This is a genomic window from Methylobacterium sp. Leaf118 (assembly GCF_920984675.1).
In the GTDB taxonomy this organism is placed as follows: Bacteria; Pseudomonadota; Alphaproteobacteria; order Rhizobiales; family Beijerinckiaceae; genus Methylobacterium.
This window is the reverse complement of record NZ_CAKLBV010000001.1, coordinates 90,590-105,655: the sequence shown is the minus strand read 5'-3', so window position 1 is coordinate 105,655 and position 15,066 is coordinate 90,590. Positions and strand designations below refer to the sequence as shown.

Sequence of the window (15,066 nt, the reverse complement as noted above, 5' to 3'; positions counted from 1 at the left end):
CATGGGACGAGGGACGCCGGCCGGGATGCCTTCGTCAAGTCTCGGGACCGGCCCGCTCCACTCGATGCCGGCACGACCACCCGGCACCGTTTGGGTTCAGCGAACCCAAACCGCGAACGGAGCCGGGTGGTCAGTGCCGGCCCAGTGAAGAGCGGGCCGGTGACGCTTTGCCGGGCAGGGTGCAGGGACGGCGAAACGCCGCCCAGGATGCAAGGTCCGCCCCGGACGACGCCCCTCGTGCCGATGAACCTAGACCGGGCGCGGGCCGGCATCAATCGATTCCCGCTCACGCCTGGGGCCTCATCGGCTTGCCCTCGAACTGGCCCTTGCCCTCGAACTGGCCCTTGCCTTCAACTTGGCCATGGAAGAGGCGGCGCAGGGCCAGCATGTGCTCGCAGGGGCCGCGCATCAGCCGGTTGCGGCGGTAGAACCCGCAGCCGCAGGCCCCGCCGACCATGCGGTCGTCGGCGTCGATCTCGACGGTCGGGCGGAGCATCGTTCCGTCGTCGAGCACGGTTCCGGAGAGCCAGAGCAGGCCGTCGGCATGCCGGACGGGATCGAGGCCGACGAGCCTTGCGGCCAGGAAGCGGTCGGCCTTGGCCTCCTGCTCGGAGGCGAAGCGCAGCGCGCCCGCATCGAGCGGCTCGCGGGTCAGCTCGCGGAGGCGAAACACGCGCTTGTCGAGATCGAACATGGCGCGGCCAGCCTGGACGTAGCCGCCGAGTGCGGCCTCCACGGTCGCGCGGGTCAGGCCGGTGTCGGTGGCGAGCACCTCGGCGCTGGCGAAATGGCGCCGCCCGAGCGCCGCGAAGACGCGGGCGGCGGTATCGCCGTCGACCTCGGTGCGGGGTGCCAGCAGGTCGAATTGCCCGGCGCGCGACCAGTCGTTGGCCGTCCAGCCCGACAGGCCGAGGGTGAAGCGCAAGCCCCCGTAATCCACCACCGCGAAGGCGGGCATCCCGGTGCCGAGCAGATGCAGGCGCACGGACTTCGCCAGTGGCAGGGCGCGGGCGAGGATCGCCAGCCGCCGCCGGCCCCACAGCCGGATCTCGGCGCCGGTGGGGCCCCGGTAGATCGATCGGCGGAAGGTTAGCCGCTCGTTCCACGGCTCGATCAGGACAGAGACCGGCCGGTCGGGCTCCAGCAGGAACCGCAGGGAGCGCGGGCCGTGGCGCTCCCGGCGCGCGCCGAGCCGCGTCAGGATCGCGTGCATGTCGACCGGGTGGAGATCGACGGTGAAGGCGGGCTGCGCCATCGCGCTCGACACCTGGAGGAAACCGCGCATCCAGGAATCGGGCAGCTCGATCTTGTCCTCGCGATAGGCCGCCGCGCCGCCGGTCTGTACCTCGAAGCCGCTCGGATCGATCGACAATTCGGTGTCGCGGTCGCTGCGGATCTTCTGGAATTCGTCGTGAAGGGCGTGGCTGTAGTCGATGTTGGTGGTGCCGCAGGCCATGGCGCCGACCCGCTCGAAGGTATCGTGGTCGCAGGACAGGCGGCCGTAGCTTGATTCGTCCAGGCTGAAGCACTCGAAGAAGATCTCGTCCGGATGGACGGTGATGACCGGATCGAGCACCTGCCAGGCGTCGAAATTCTCCTTGTAGAGATGGCTGAAGTAGTGCCTCTGCGCCGTATAGTACGGGCTCAGCATCTTGGTGGTCTGGCGATCGATATCCCGGAGTTCGGCGCCGAGGGCGTCGATCTCCGCCCGGATCGCGTCGTTCTCGCCCAGCGCCTCGGCGAGGAGTTGCCGTTCATGGGATTCGAGCCAGGCGCGATAGGCGGTGCGGTCCTTCGGTTTGAAGCGCAGATCGGACACGACGACGTGGTGGAGGGCCGAGATCGCCTCACGGAACGGCAGGTGGCGGGCGACTGTGCCGGTGAAGTAGGTCGGCGCGCGCAGGGCGTCGGGCACGAAGCCGAGCCGGGTCGAGGCCGCATCGGAGACGGCCAGGCTTTCGCCGAGATAGCGGTGGACGACATTCATCGGGCGGACTCCGCGCGTGCCGTCCGCGCCTCCGTCGCAAGGCGGACAAGCGGCGTGCCGAGGCCCGGATGGGCTTCGGCGATGTCGCGCAGCGTCAGGATCGCGGCGGCACGGTCCCGGGCGGTGCCGCTCAGCGACAGATCGGCGAACAGGGGCATGAGGCGTTCCGCCCTGGCCCGGCTGCGCAAGGCCTCCGCGTGCAGGAAGGCCGCCATCCGGTCCTTGGCGATGCGGCCCTTGAGCACCTGAAGCATCACCATGCGGGCGAGCGGGATCAGCCGGGCGAAGGCCGCCTCGCTCGCGACCGCCGCCTCGGTCAGCACTTCCGTGATCAGCAGGTGCATCGAGGGCGAGGGATGTTCGAGGAGGCGCGGGAGATGCGCCTCCACGTCGCCGGGGCGGAGCCGGCTGCGCAGGAGGTGACGGGCGAAGGCGAGCACGTCCGGCTGGACGCTGTCGGTGACGAGCGCCAGCACGGGCGGCGTCCAAGTCTCGTCCGGCCAGGTCTCGAACTGCGACTGGGCAAAGGCGACCACCTCCGGCCACGGGCTCTCGATCAGGAGCACGGCCTCGGCCGCCTCCGCCTGAAAACGGGCGGGCTCGGCCGCGAACGCGGCCATCGCCCAGCGGCGGACGGCGGCGTGGGCATGGCCGCCGAGCCGCGCGATCTGGCGCACGCTGAACGCATCCGGCGCCCGCCCGGGCAGGAGCGTGGCCCCGAGGCGCTGCGCCCCCTTGGCCTTCGCCTGGAGCAGCCGCCACAGGGTGCCGGGATCGAGGGCGGCGAGGGCGCCCGGCATCGCCTCCGTCAGGAGCGCCACCGTGTCGGCGTCGGCGGTCGCGTCGGGGGCCGTGCGGAACAGGGAGGCGATCAGGTCGCCGGCGAGACGCTCGGCGAGGCCCGGATCGGCGGCGGCGAGGCGCACGACCAGGGGCCGCGCCGCGATCCGCAGGACCGGCGAGGGGCCGTTCGCCAGCGCGAGCACGACATCGGCCTGGGCGGCGAGCCGCGCATCGGCCGCGGACGCCAACAGTCGGAGGAGGGCTTCCTGGATCGTTTCGGAGGCCGATCCGATCAGGGACGCCCAGAGATCCGGGGACAGGCGGCCGGGATCGACGCCGGCGCGCGACAGGAAATCGAGGCCGGCCGCCACCACCTCGGGCGCAGGATGGCGCAACAGGGCCACGGCCCCCTCGGCCTCCGGCATGTCGCGGCCCGGCCACAGGGCTTCGAGGCCGCTGCGCATCGCCCGAATCGCGGAGGCATCCGCCGGGCCGAGGGAGGTCGGCCGCGCCAGGAGCCACGTCGTCAGTCGTCGGCCGAGAGCGGCCGCCTCCGCCTCCGGCTTGGCGCGGTCGGCAAAGCGCAGGACCGCCGCCGCGACATCCGGGGCGGGGCTCGTCAGCAGCGCGAAGGCGAGCGCGGCGCGCGACCAGGGCAGCGGTGGATCGGCCTCGATCCGCAGCAGCGCGAGCGCGCGCGCCTCGGGCAGATCGCTGGCGATCAGGGCGGCCAGAAGGTCGGGATCGGCGGGTCCGCGGGCGAGACGATCGCGGGCGGCCTCGAAGCCGAGTTGCTGCGCCGGGACGGCCAGCGCCTTGAGAAGGCGTGCGATCTCGGCGGTCGTCCAGGCCTCCCGGGCGAGCGGATCGGCCCGCAGGACACGGACGCCGAGTAGGGCCGCAGGCTCGACCGCCGCCTCGGCCGCGAGCCGCAGCGCCAAATCGGGCCGGGCCCTCCAGAGATCGGGAAACGCCTCGTCGCGGCGGTTCGGATCGGGCTCGGCGCATTCCAGGAACGTCAGCTTCCAGGGCTGCGGCACCGCTCCGGGGGCATGCCGATAGAGGAGCTGACTCGCGGTCCAGTTCTGCCCGAGGCGCCCGCGCGCCCGCGTTTCGCCCCCCCAGGTCCCGTCCGGCCGGCGCATCTGGGCGGTCCAGGCAATGCGGGTGTCGAGGTCCTCCGGACGCAGGGTCAGCAGGAAGCCGGTGGCCATCTCCGCGAAGGCCGGATCGCCCACGTCGCCGCGCTTGCGCAGAATGCGCCAGATCCGGCGCCGCAGGTAGAGCCAGGTCGCCACCGAGAGCCCGACCGTCGCGTCGGGGCCGTGCCGGAGCCTCGCCGCGGGGACGATTCGCCCGCGTTCCGGGAGGAAGAGAGGACGCCCGACGCCCGAGGACACGGGCCTCACGGACTCGAACCGATGCGCGGTCGCACCGAAGAGACCGGGATCGTCGGCCATCTCGGCGTGTTTAAACAGGCGGCGCAGCCCGATCAGGTAGGGAGGCTGCGGCGGCAACCGCAGAATTGCGGCGCAGAGGGTGGCGTGGAGGACCGGCGCCCGTCTGGCGCGGCGCCCGAGCGCCACCAGCGCCGGACCGACCCGGCCGGGCTCGTGCCGGGCCAGTGCGTCGAGGGCCGCACATAGGCCATCGCAATCGCCGGCCTCGGCCGGATGCGCCACCGTGGCGGGCAGATCGGGCGCGCCGCCGGTCTCGTGGGCCTCATCAAGGTCAGGCGCCGCCAGGGCGAAGCGGACGAGATCGCGGATCACGACGCTGCCCGTGGCGGCGGCGACGGCCGCCAGCGTCGGCCGCGCCTCGGCCCCGGCCAATCGGGCGAGGGCCCAGACCAGGGAATAGCTGGCCCGGGCCGGTCCGAGATCTTGCGCCAGGCCGATGAGGTCCGGCCCGGCCCGGGCGATCCGCAACTGTCCGATGCGCCAGAGCAGACGCTCGCGGTCCCGTTCCGGCCAGTCCTCACGCCGACAGGCCGCGAGCCGCGCGAGCAGGACGCCCTCGCGCCCCGCGGGCGCGCCCGCCCCCGTCGCGCCCCGTTCGATGCGCCGATAGCCGGCATTGATCTTGGAGACGACGACGCTCTCGAAGATCGCCTCCGCCGCCGCGTCGGGCACCGGCTGCGGTGTTCGGGTGCCTTCGCGCAGGACGGCGCCGCGGCGCCCGTGTCGCACGTTGACGAAGAAGCGTGCGGGGGTTGCAAGCCCGTGATTCTCGACGAGGTCCACCTCGAAGACCTTGTCCAAGGTCCCCTCTCGCAGATGCAGGCGGACCGAACGGACAACCTTCATCGCCGCGTTGCCCGGGTCTGCGGATCGAGGCGCAGGTCGGGCGAGTCACCCATCGAACTGGATCGCAAGGCTTCGTGACACTCCGTGCGTCAGAATCACCCGGCTGAATTGATCGGGCGCGGCCGCAAGGGTCAAGGTTGTCTAGCCCGCCGACAGGCCCCCGATGTGACGCCCGTGAGCGTCTCGTCACCCCCTCCGCTCGGCGAACGCGCCCGATGGGTCCACTCCGAACGGAGGCGCGGACGGGACGTTCCTTCGCGGCCGATTTCCGCGGACGGTCGGCCCGGTGGCTCCGTCGCCCGTCGGTGTGGCACGCGATCCGGGACGGACGAGGGAACAAACGCGGGCCAGCCCGCTCACAGGGTTGCGGCGCGGAGCCAGTCGACCAGCCGCCCGACATCGGCCGCCCGGGCCGGGTGTCGCGGGTGGACGATCCAGTAGGGGTCGGCGTCGAGGATCGGCCCGAAGGGTTGAACCAGCGCGCCGCTCGCCAGGTCGTCGGCGGCCAGCACGAGCGACAGGAGCCCGATCCCCTGCCCGGCAATCGCGGCTTGGATGACGTGACCTTCGTCGCTGAAGTGAAGGCCCGCGCCGCCAGGAACGTAGGCGATCCCGGCCCTCCGCAGCCAAGCCGTCCAGGTCGGCGTCGCGTCGGTCAGGTGGGGCCACTCGAAATGCAGCAGCGGGTGCTGGGACAAGTCCCCCACGGATCGAACCGCGAGGCGCGGGCTGCAGGCGGGGGCGACCCGGTCGATCACCAGCCGGTGAGCCGTGAGATCAGGAAAGGGACCGGGCCCGTAGCGGACCGCGAGGTCCACGCCATCGCGGGCGAAGTCGATCAGACTGTCGGAGGCGTGCAGGCGCAGGTCGCAACCGGGATGCGCGGCACGGAAGTCGGCCAGCCGCGGCACCAGCCATTTCGCGACGAAGGCGGTCGGCGCCGAGATGGTCAGAAGTTGGGCCGAGGGCCGGCTGCGGATCTGGTCGATGGCGTCGGAGAAGGCGTCGAAGCCCGCGCGCAGCACCGGCAGCAGCACGGCGCCCTCGGCGGTCAGCCGGACCCGTCGCGTCTCGCGGTGGAAGAGACGAAGCCCCAGGGTCTGTTCGAGGAGCCGGATCTGATGGCTGATGGCGGTCGCCGTGACCCCCAGCTCGTCGGCGGCGCCGCGAAAGCTCAGGCGGCGCGCCGCCGCCTCGAAGGCCCGCAGCGACGCCAGCGGGGGAAGCGATCGCCGCGCCATCATGGCTGATGGTAGCTCATCCATTGCGTGAGGAGAACGCGTTCGTCATCCCGCTTCCCCGCTGACACAAGCACACCTGCCAAAGACAGCTGCCAAGGACAGCTGCCAAGGACAGGAGGCTCCCGTGAAAGCGATGGTGTTGACGAGCTTCGGCGGGCCGGACAGCTTCGCGCGCCAGGACCTGCCCGACCCACGGCCGGGCCCCGGGCAGGTCCGCGTGGCGGTGCATGCGACCTCGATCAACCCGCTCGACATCCAGATCCGCCGCGGCGACTACGCCGACCAGGTCGCCCTGCCGGCCATCATCGGGCACGACGTCTCCGGGGTCATCGATGAGATCGGATCCGGCGTGACCGGGTTCCGCGAGGGAGATGAGGTCTATTACACACCGCGCATCTTCGGGGGGCCGGGATCCTACGCGGAATACCACGTGGCGGACACCGACATCGTGGCGCGAAAGCCGGCCAACCTTACCCATTCCGAGGCGGCGAGCGTCAGCCTCGTCGGGGTGACCGTCTGGGAAGCGCTGGTGCAGCGGGCCCGCTTGCAGGTGACCGAGACCGTCCTGATCCACGGGGGTGCCGGGGGCGTCGGGTCCATCGCCGTCCAAGTCGCGACAGCGATCGGGGCGCGGGTTCTCGCCACGGCGCGAGGCAGCGACGCGGCGCGGGTCGCACGGCTCGGCGCCTCAGAGGTCATTGATTTCGAGCGCGAGGACTACGGCGAGGCCGTCGATCGCCTGACCGAAGGCCCGGGCGTCGACGTCGTGCTGGATACGCTCGGACGCGACACGCTTTCGCGCTCCCCGCGCCTCCTTCGCGAGGATGGGCGGGTGGTCAGCCTGGTCGATACCGCGACACCCCAGAACCTCATCGACGCCTGGGGCCGGAACGCCACCTACCACTTCGTCTTCTCGCGCCAGAGTGCCGGCAAGCTCGATGCCCTCACGAGGCTCCTCGAACGCGGCCTTGTGGTGCCGCAAGTCGGCTTGGAGCTTCCCCTCGCGGAAGTCGCCGGCGCGCATGCGCGCGCGGAGGAGGGGCGGGTGAAGGGGAAGATCGTGCTTCGGGTCAGATCGTAACGCCGACAGGGCACGGAGGGCGGCTCAAGCCGCGCCGACGCCGACCCGACATACCGAGGAGAATGAGGCTGCTCACGGCCCGGTTGCCGGAACGCGGGTGAGGCCAGACAGGCCCAGCCGCGTGCCGGCTCCAGGGGCCGTTCGCTCGCTCGTTCGTGGTGCGCTTTCACGGAATTCCCGCCGCTCCGGCAAACCCGGGGGAGGCTCCCGGCGCAAGCCGGGAATCCCGTGAAGCGTTGTCAGAAGGCAGCAGCCTGCTTGACGCGATCGTCCGTCGCCGGGACCTTGATCCACTGGACCGCGCCGGGGAGCGCGTAGCCGCCCTGGCGGTGGACGGCCCCCATGCTGGTGGCGAGACCCTGGGTCGCCAGGATCATCGCCCCGACCGTCTTGGTGTTGTGGATGCTGGCCGGCTCGCTGGCGAAGGCAGCCGTGGCGAGGACGGTGAGCGCCAGGCCGGTGACGGTACGCGCGATGATCTGCTTGGACATCAGTTCAGCCTCTTTGTCGTTCTGGCGGCGGTGATCCCGTCGCTTCGTGAGGAGGAATGTGCGCAAGCCAGCCCCATGAATCAAATGGGATGATTTCATAGTTATTATCGATAACGTGCATGATGGCAGGGCCGAGGCGTCGGAGCGGCGCATGACGCCCTCGGCTGGCCTGCCCAGGCGGTGACGGCGAGGCCAGCGATCGAATTCATGACGCGGGGCACGCGCCGGGTGGCCGTTTGACCGGCCCGGGGCTGGGCACAGAAAAAAACGGCGGGACTTGCGCCCCGCCGTTTCATCATCCGTTCGTCCGCCTCGTCAGAGGCCGATCAGCAGCTGGGCCGAGCCCGCCACCGTCATGGCGTGGCCCCTCACGAAGACGCCGATCCTGCCGTACGAAAAGGCCTTCAGGATTGGATTTTCTCCTCGTGGCCTGCCGGTTAGCAGCGGTAGCCGCCCGAGGTCTGGCCGTATTGCTTGACGGGGAAGTTCTGCTGGTTGGCGTTGCCCTCGGCCGCCGAACTCATCGGGCAGTGATCATAGAGCAAGCCATCGGAGCTGGTGATCGAGCCCGTCGTCGCCACGTCGTAGGGCATCGTCGACACGGAGCGTCCTGCAGGCGCGTCTTCGCCGAAAGCCAGGGCGGACGAAGCCGGAGCAGCAATGCCAAGAGCAATAGCGGCAATGGCGACGGCAACACGGGTCATCATGGGGATCTCACAACTCCTTGAACGCAGCGCGCCCAGGTCACCCTAAGCTTCGTCGTCTTGCGTAGACTTCATATGGGGACCGGTTTGCCGGCGTGACGTACCAACGCACACGCTCCGCAAGGGAACGATTCCGTCCGAAGCGCGGCCGTGTTCCACGGCCTGTGTGGCGACGGCTGCGTCCCCCCACCCGCTTCCCGCCGCTCAATGCTCCAGCCGCGCGTGGGTAAAGAGCTGTTGAGTGGGGAGCTGGAGCGCTCTCCGCCGAAGTGGAACCCGGTTCGGCTTCAGAGAGCGCGACACAACAAAGACTGAGAGCCGTGCTCACGTTTCAACATGATCGGGCACGGCTCCAGGTGAAAACGCGCCGATCCGATGGAGCATGGCTCGATCCGGGAAGATCGGGATGAAGCGCTTCCTCGGAAGCGAGGATCGTCGGCAGACCACGCTCCGTCCCGATTGCCTGGACGACGGCATCACCGCCGACAACCCAGCTCGCCTCGTCGACGTGTGCGTCGATGACCTCGATCTGGGCACGCGCGGGTTTGCAGGCGCGGTGCCGAGTCCGGCAAGGGCTCGCACCGAGCATCCCCGACCCGCGGAAGGCGCCGATCGTCGGCCTGAGGCCGCTCCCCGGGCGGTGCCTTCAGCCCACCGGTGCGCCGGGCATCAGCCCGTCGCGCCAGAATGCGCGGCCATCCTGGGTCAGCGGGTCGGAAACCAGTTGCCGTGAAAGCCCGGCGGGATCCGGTGCGGCAGCCGGATGGTGGCAACCGGCGGGGCCGCGAAGGCCCGTGCGTCGAGGATGGCGAAGTCCGTCGTATCGTTCGCTGGGTCGATGACGAGCCCCAGGAGCCAGCCCTCGTCCTCGCCTGAGCCGGACGCGGCGGGCACGAACACGAACTCGCCGGGGACACGATCGGAACCGAACTCGTGCACCTGGCGCTCTCCGGTCTCGCCATCATGCTTGTAGAGGCAGGTCGCGCCGGTGAGCTGCGGATCGCCATCGGGCGGGACCGAGACCGTGTAGGTGTACCGATGGCGCTGCCCGAACCGGCGCTCGTCGATTCGGGGAAACTCCTGCGGCGTGGGGTCGATCACCTGCCGCTCGACCCGCCGCGTCGCGGGGTCGGCGGTCCAGCGCTCGAACCGGCCCGGGGCGTCGAAGCCACCGCCTACTGAGGCGAACATCGTCGGGTAGGCGATCACGTCGAGGATCACCCGGCCGTCCGTCTCGTCGAAGGCGTTGGCGACGTGGAAGACGTAGCACGGCTCCACATCGCACCACGTGATGTCGGCCGCGCGGCCGTGCCGAGGGAGCAAACCGACGCGGGCGCGGTGCGAGGGATTCCAGCGGAACGGAAGGCGATAGCCGGCGAGCAGGGCCCGCATCGAGAAGGTGAGGGGCAGGTCGAGGACGAGGGCGAAGCGCGCGGTGAGCGCGCAATCGTGGATGCAGGGGCCGTGCTCGACCGGGATCGCCACGTCGCGCACCACACGGCCGGCGGGCGAGAGGACCACGTGGCGGACGCTGTCCCAGATGCTTCCGTCATAGGCGATCGCGTGGGTCTCGCCGGTGACCGGGTCGCGATGCGGGTGACCCGTGAAGGACCCGGCCAGCGTGCCGTCGAACGGGTTGTAGCGTTGCGCATCCAGGGTTTCGGACAGCTCGACGGGAAAGCTTCCGGCCTCCACCACGGCGAAGACGCGGCCGCCGATCTCGACGACGTTCGTGTTGACGGTGTCGTTGCGCCCTCGGCGCGGTCCGGGTGCGGGCTCCCGACCCAGGGCCGCGGCGGCGATGCGCGAGCCGACCCAGCGGTTGCGATACCACTGGGCGCGGCCGTCGCCGATGGCGAGGCCATGCACCATGCCGTCGCCGAGAAACCATTCATGCCCCCGGGACGCGGGACGGACGGGGTTGGCCCCGATCTTGAGGTAGCGGCCCTCGAGCCCCGCCGGGATCGATCCGGTGACGGGGAGATCGGAGAGGGTCAGTTCTTCGCCCATCGGCGCGTGGATGCCGCTCGCGAAGGGGTTCGGGGTCCGGGGCAGCCGCCAGCGATTGCAGGCCGCCACCAGCGCGACGCCGCCTTCTGCCACGGCGCGAAGGGCCGAGCCGACAGGGTTGGACATGAGAGGCGCTCTCCGGATGGGCCGGGCGCTATCCTGCCGACGGGATCACCCCGGCGATAGGGGCCGGGCGGATGCCGTCGCGCGGCGAACCGTCCTGCGGCAGTCGGGCCCGTATCTAGTCGATTTACCGATCGTATCCATCGGAACTATGCGCTTATCGGATCAGGCATTGGGGGGCATCGTGAGGATGCGCCGGCCATGAGGCTCGGCGCCGCGGGCCCCGGGAGGGCACGCGACCGACCCTGATCCCTCGCGCCGGAAGAGGCCCGTCATGCCCGCCTCAGCGATCGCCGCTGACCATCCAGCCCTTCGCGACCGGGCCCCCGCGGTGGGGCGCGCTTACTTCCGTCCCGCAGGGCGGGCGGTGCAGACCGTTCGGGCGCGGGGCGGCTCGGTGCTCCTGCTCGGCGGCGCGATCCTGCTCTGGGGGACGAATTGGCCGGTGATGAAGCTCGGCCTCGGCCATGTCTCGCCCCTGTGGTTCTCTGCGGCCCGGTTCGCCAGCGGGGCCGGCTGCCTGTTCGCCTGGCAGGCCCTGCGCGGCGGAATCCATCGGCCCCAGGCCAGGGACCTGCCGCGCGTCGCCTCGATCGGCCTGTTTCAGATGATGCTGTTCACGGCGCTCGGCACCGTGGCGCTGACGCATCTGCCGGCGGGGCGGTCGGCGATCCTCAGCTACACCACGCCCCTCTGGGTGCTCCCGGTCGCGGTCCTGGTGTTCGGCGAACGGATCGAGCGGCGGCACTGGGCCGGTCTCGGCTTGGCCGGGCTCGGCGTTCTCGTCCTGCTCAACCCGCACGCGGTCGATTGGGGGAACGGGCAGGTCGTCGGCGCGAACGCGATGCTGGTGGCGGCCTCGCTTGCCTGGGCCGTCTGCATCCTGCACCTGCGCTACGGGGGCGCCTCGGCCTCGGCGATCCAGCTCGCGCCCTGGCAGATGCTGCTCGCCGCACTGGTCCTGGCCCCGCTGGCCTATGCCGTCGAAGGTCCGTTCACGGGCGACGGCACGGCGACCTTCTGGGCCTGCCTCGGCTTCGTCGGGCCCGTCGCCACGGCTTTCTGTTTCTGCGCGGTCAACGCCGCGAGCACCCGGTTGCCGGCCAGCATGACGGCGACCCTGATGATGGCGGTGCCAGTCACCGGTCTCGCCCTCTCCACGGCCACCCTGCACGAGGTGCCGAGCCTCGACCTGATCGTCGGCGCCGTCGCGATCGTGCTGGGCATCGCCGCGAGCGCGCACCCGTCCCGTTCCTGACACCCACCCCTAACGCGGAGCATCCCCATGAAGGCCGTCGGCTTCCACACCTCCCTGCCCATCGCGAACGCGGAGTCCCTGGTCGATCTCGACCTGCCGACCCCGACGCCCGGCCCCCGCGACCTGCTCATCCGGGTCGAAGCGGTCTCGGTCAATCCGGTCGACACCAAGGTCCGCGCCCGGGTCACGCCGGCCGAGGGGCAGCCGCACATTCTCGGCTACGATGCGGTCGGCCGCGTCGAGGCGGTCGGTCCCGAGGTCCGGCTGTTCCGGCCCGGGGATGCCGTGTTCTATGCCGGCGCCCTCGATCGGCCCGGCACCAACGCCGAGCTGCACTGCGTCGACGAGCGCATCGTCGGCCGCAAGCCCGCCATGCTCTCGGCGGCGGAGGCCGCGGCCCTGCCGCTCACCGCGATCACGGCCTGGGAGGCGCTGTTCGACCGGCTCGACGTCGGCAAGCCGGTTCCGGGGGCCGCCCGGTCGATCCTGATCATCGGCGGGGCAGGCGGCGTCGGCTCGATCGCGACGCAGCTCGCCCGCCAGTTGACGGACCTCACCGTGATCACCACCGCCTCGCGCCCCGAGACCGCCGCCTGGAGCCGCGAACTCGGCGCCCATCACGTCGTCGACCACACCCGACCGCTCGCCGCCGAGATCGCGGGGTTGGGCTTGGGCGCACCGGGCTTCGTGTTCTCGACCACCGGCACCGACCGGCACCGCGCCGAGATCGCCGAGCTGATCGCGCCACAGGGCCGCTTCGCCCTGATCGACGATCCCGAGAGCCTCGACATCGTGCCCTTCAAGCGCAAGAGCGTGTCGACCCACTGGGAGTTCATGTTCACGCGCTCGATGTTCGCGACCATGGACATGGCGGCGCAGGGCCAGCTCCTGAACGAGGTGGCGCGCCTCGTCGATGCGGGCCAGTTGAAGACCACCCTGGCCGAGCGGTTCGGCCCGATCTCGGCCGCCACCCTGCGCCGCGCGCACGCCCTGATCGAGACCGGACGGGCCAAGGGCAAGATCGTTCTGGAGGGCTGGGCATGACCGGAGGATCGGACCTCGACCGGCGCCCCTGCCGGGTGGGCGCCGGTGCGGCGCTGTTGCTGTTCCGCGGAGGGGACGCCGAGGCGGCCTGCGCGGTCCCACGATGGCCGTCACCCTGCCGGATGCCGTGAATCGACATCGCGGGCGCCCGGGTGCGCCGGACGATCGCCCTCGACGGTGTCGTGACCCCGATCGGCGTCGTGCACGACCCGCGCTTCACCAGCCGCCGGACATTCAGGCCGCGATGGTGAGCCCGTCATGGCTGGCGAGGCTCTGGCTAAGGAACGTGATCAGCGGTTCGACGAGGTCGGGCGCCCGGTCCTCGCCGAGCACGCTGACCTCCGTCATCGGCAGGGCGGGCCAGAGGTCGGGCGCGCGCAGGATCTGCATGCCCTCCTGCACGAAGGAGCGGCCGAGCAACGTCACTCCAAGCCCGCCCGCCACCGCCGCCTGGACGCCCGTCAGGCTGCTCGCCGTGCAGGCCGCCACCCAGTCGCGGCGCACGGAATCGAGGGCCGCGATCATCGACTCGCGATAGCTGCACGGGGGAGCCAGCATCACCAGGCGCGCGGGCTTGGTGAAATCGAGCTGGTAATCGGCGGACGCGAGCCAGACGAGGGGCTCGCGCCAGATCACGCGCCCCCGCGCCTGCGCGCCGCTGCGCTTGACGATCACCGCATCGACCCGGTCCGCGTCGTAGGCTTCGAGGAGGGTGCAGCTCAGGCCCGTCATGAGCACGATGTGGACATCGGGATAGAGCCGGCCGAACCGCGCCAGCAGCTTCGGCAACTGGCCGGGGATGAAGTCCTCCGACACGCCGAGCCGCAGGGTGCCGCTCGCGGCCGGCTCCCGCCAGCTGCGCAGGAACCGGTCGTTGAACTCCAGCATCTGGCGGGCCGCGACCAGTAGCCGCTCGCCGTCCGGCGTCAGCCCGAGCATGCGGCTGGTCCGGTCGAACACCCGCCGGCCCAGGATCTCTTCGAGGCGCAGCACCTTCTGGCTCACCGCCGATTGCGAGCGATGAACCACGTCGGCGGCCGCCGTGAAGCTGCCGGTCTCGGCGACCGCCACGAAGGCTCGTAGCAGATCGAGCTCCAGATCCGGGTATCGCATGGTTTTGCCGTATCCCCTCTCGCGAAGTCACGCGACCGTCTCTCAGCCGCCGGACTCATGGGCCCGGGACGTCATCCCCCGATCGACGGGGAGGCCGAGTGAGCGACCGCGATCTCGACATGCTCATCGGCCGGCAGCACGACGACCTGCGTCTCGACCGGGACGCGGCCGTAGAGGTCGATGAGGTCCTGGTTGAACATCCGGATACAGCCGGAGGAGACGTCGGTGCCGATGGTCTGCGGTTCGGTGGTGCCGTGGATGCGGCCCAGCGTATCGCGCGGCCCCTCGCAGAGGTAGAGCGCCCGCGGTCCGAGTGGGTTGCCGGGGCCCCCGGCCATGCCGCTGCGCCAGGGCCCGTTGCGGACCGGCTCCCGCGCGATCATGTCCGCCGTCGGGGTCCAGCGCGGCCGTTCGGCCTTGCGGCCCACCCGCGCCGACCCGCTCCCAGCCGGCCCGACCGACGCCGACCCCGTAGCGCAGGGCGCGGCCGTTCTCGCGAACGAGGGAGAGGAACTTGCGGCCCGGATCGACGACCAGCGTGCCCGGCGGATCAGTGCGGAGATAGGCGGCCTCCTGGCGGACGTAGCAGGGATCGACGCGGCCGATCTCGGTCGCCGGGAGGGGGACGCGCTCGTCGGGCTGCGCGCCGTCCGTGGCCGTGAAGGCCACGTTCGGCGCTGGCGCGACGGCCTCACGCGGGGGGCGGCGGTCACGCAGCCGCCCAGGGCGAAGGCCAGCCAGCTCGACGGACGATGGTGAAACGCGCAGGGCGACCGCCCTGCCGAGGGAAGGCCGCCGATCCCGGCTCGTTCATGACACGCGTGACCTTCAAGAGCTTGCCGATGCTCGAGGCCGTCGGGCGACCTCGAACCGCGCCGCAAGGATGCCCCGCGGCGATGATCGAGGGAAACGCATCGTTCTGATG

11 protein-coding genes and 1 pseudogene are annotated in these 15,066 nt (G+C 71.0%); 4 read left to right on the top strand and 8 right to left on the bottom strand.

Going from position 1 to position 15,066, the window contains the following annotated elements:
• Positions 1–286: 286 nt before the first annotated feature.
• The 3 genes from LW587_RS00470 to gcvA form a co-directional block, all read right to left on the bottom strand.
• The gene (locus LW587_RS00470; RefSeq protein WP_232627708.1) at positions 287–1,987 is read right to left on the bottom strand and encodes an SWIM zinc finger family protein; all 1,701 of its coding nucleotides are present in this window, start codon (positions 1,985–1,987) and stop codon (positions 287–289) included.
• Positions 1,984–5,031, bottom strand: a complete 3,048-nt coding sequence (locus LW587_RS00465) for a hypothetical protein (protein ID WP_232627707.1) — start codon at positions 5,029–5,031, stop codon at positions 1,984–1,986. Before LW587_RS00465 ends, LW587_RS00470 begins: the two co-directional genes overlap by 4 nt.
• Positions 5,032–5,432: 401 nt before the next feature.
• On the bottom strand, positions 5,433–6,320 hold the full coding sequence (gene gcvA, locus LW587_RS00460; protein WP_232627706.1) for a transcriptional regulator GcvA: 888 nt from the start codon (positions 6,318–6,320) through the stop codon (positions 5,433–5,435).
• 121 nt (positions 6,321–6,441) lie between these two features.
• On the opposite strand from gcvA, the gene LW587_RS00455 reads away from it, so the two are divergent.
• Positions 6,442–7,398, top strand: coding sequence for a zinc-dependent alcohol dehydrogenase family protein (locus LW587_RS00455; RefSeq protein WP_232627705.1), 957 nt, complete (start codon positions 6,442–6,444; stop codon positions 7,396–7,398).
• A gap of 239 nt (positions 7,399–7,637) precedes the next feature.
• On the opposite strand, the gene LW587_RS00450 is transcribed toward LW587_RS00455, so the two are convergent.
• On the bottom strand, positions 7,638–7,889 hold the full coding sequence (locus LW587_RS00450) for a hypothetical protein (protein WP_232627704.1): 252 nt from the start codon (positions 7,887–7,889) through the stop codon (positions 7,638–7,640).
• 437 nt (positions 7,890–8,326) lie between these two features.
• Positions 8,327–8,596, bottom strand: a complete 270-nt coding sequence (locus LW587_RS00445) for a hypothetical protein (RefSeq protein WP_232627703.1) — start codon at positions 8,594–8,596, stop codon at positions 8,327–8,329.
• A 403-nt stretch (positions 8,597–8,999) separates the two neighbouring features.
• On the opposite strand from LW587_RS00445, the gene LW587_RS24190 reads away from it, so the two are divergent.
• Positions 9,000–9,326 (top strand): hypothetical protein, encoded by a 327-nt coding sequence (locus tag LW587_RS24190; protein ID WP_442919071.1) that lies wholly within the window; start codon positions 9,000–9,002, stop codon positions 9,324–9,326.
• Here the strand turns inward: LW587_RS24190 and LW587_RS00435 are convergent.
• Complete coding sequence (locus LW587_RS00435; RefSeq protein WP_232627702.1) at positions 9,299–10,729, bottom strand: 8'-apo-carotenoid 13,14-cleaving dioxygenase; 1,431 nt, start codon at positions 10,727–10,729, stop codon at positions 9,299–9,301. The genes LW587_RS24190 and LW587_RS00435 overlap by 28 nt on opposite strands.
• A gap of 394 nt (positions 10,730–11,123) precedes the next feature.
• Between LW587_RS00435 and LW587_RS00430 the strand changes: the two genes are divergently transcribed.
• Positions 11,124–11,984 carry a DMT family transporter gene (locus LW587_RS00430; RefSeq protein ID WP_232627767.1) on the top strand — a complete coding sequence of 287 codons (861 nt, stop codon included), beginning with the start codon at positions 11,124–11,126 and terminating at the stop codon, positions 11,982–11,984.
• A 27-nt stretch (positions 11,985–12,011) separates the two neighbouring features.
• Complete coding sequence (locus LW587_RS00425) at positions 12,012–13,028, top strand: zinc-binding alcohol dehydrogenase family protein (protein ID WP_232627701.1); 1,017 nt, start codon at positions 12,012–12,014, stop codon at positions 13,026–13,028.
• Positions 13,029–13,262: 234 nt separating this feature from the next.
• Here LW587_RS00425 and LW587_RS00420 read toward each other — a convergent pair whose 3' ends face one another.
• Both LW587_RS00420 and LW587_RS00415 read right to left on the bottom strand, forming a co-directional pair.
• Positions 13,263–14,141, bottom strand: a complete 879-nt coding sequence (locus tag LW587_RS00420; protein WP_232627700.1) for a LysR substrate-binding domain-containing protein — start codon at positions 14,139–14,141, stop codon at positions 13,263–13,265.
• Positions 14,142–14,212: 71 nt separating this feature from the next.
• Positions 14,213–14,955 (bottom strand): annotated as a pseudogene (locus LW587_RS00415) (L,D-transpeptidase).
• Positions 14,956–15,066: the final 111 nt, after the last annotated feature.

What these genes read in the sequence shown, in the direction of transcription:
- LW587_RS00470 (WP_232627708.1), bottom strand. Translation starts at nt 1,987, where the DNA reads ATGAATGTCGTCCACCGCTATCTCGGCGAAAGCCTGGCCGTCTCCGAT.
- gcvA (WP_232627706.1), bottom strand. Translation starts at nt 6,320, where the DNA reads ATGATGGCGCGGCGATCGCTTCCCCCGCTGGCGTCGCTGCGGGCCTTC.
- LW587_RS00450 (WP_232627704.1), bottom strand. Translation starts at nt 7,889, where the DNA reads ATGTCCAAGCAGATCATCGCGCGTACCGTCACCGGCCTGGCGCTCACC.
- LW587_RS00445 (WP_232627703.1), bottom strand. Translation starts at nt 8,596, where the DNA reads ATGATGACCCGTGTTGCCGTCGCCATTGCCGCTATTGCTCTTGGCATT.
- LW587_RS24190 (WP_442919071.1), top strand. Translation starts at nt 9,000, where the DNA reads ATGAAGCGCTTCCTCGGAAGCGAGGATCGTCGGCAGACCACGCTCCGT.
- LW587_RS00435 (WP_232627702.1), bottom strand. Translation starts at nt 10,729, where the DNA reads ATGTCCAACCCTGTCGGCTCGGCCCTTCGCGCCGTGGCAGAAGGCGGC.
- LW587_RS00425 (WP_232627701.1), top strand. Translation starts at nt 12,012, where the DNA reads ATGAAGGCCGTCGGCTTCCACACCTCCCTGCCCATCGCGAACGCGGAG.
- LW587_RS00420 (WP_232627700.1), bottom strand. Translation starts at nt 14,141, where the DNA reads ATGCGATACCCGGATCTGGAGCTCGATCTGCTACGAGCCTTCGTGGCG.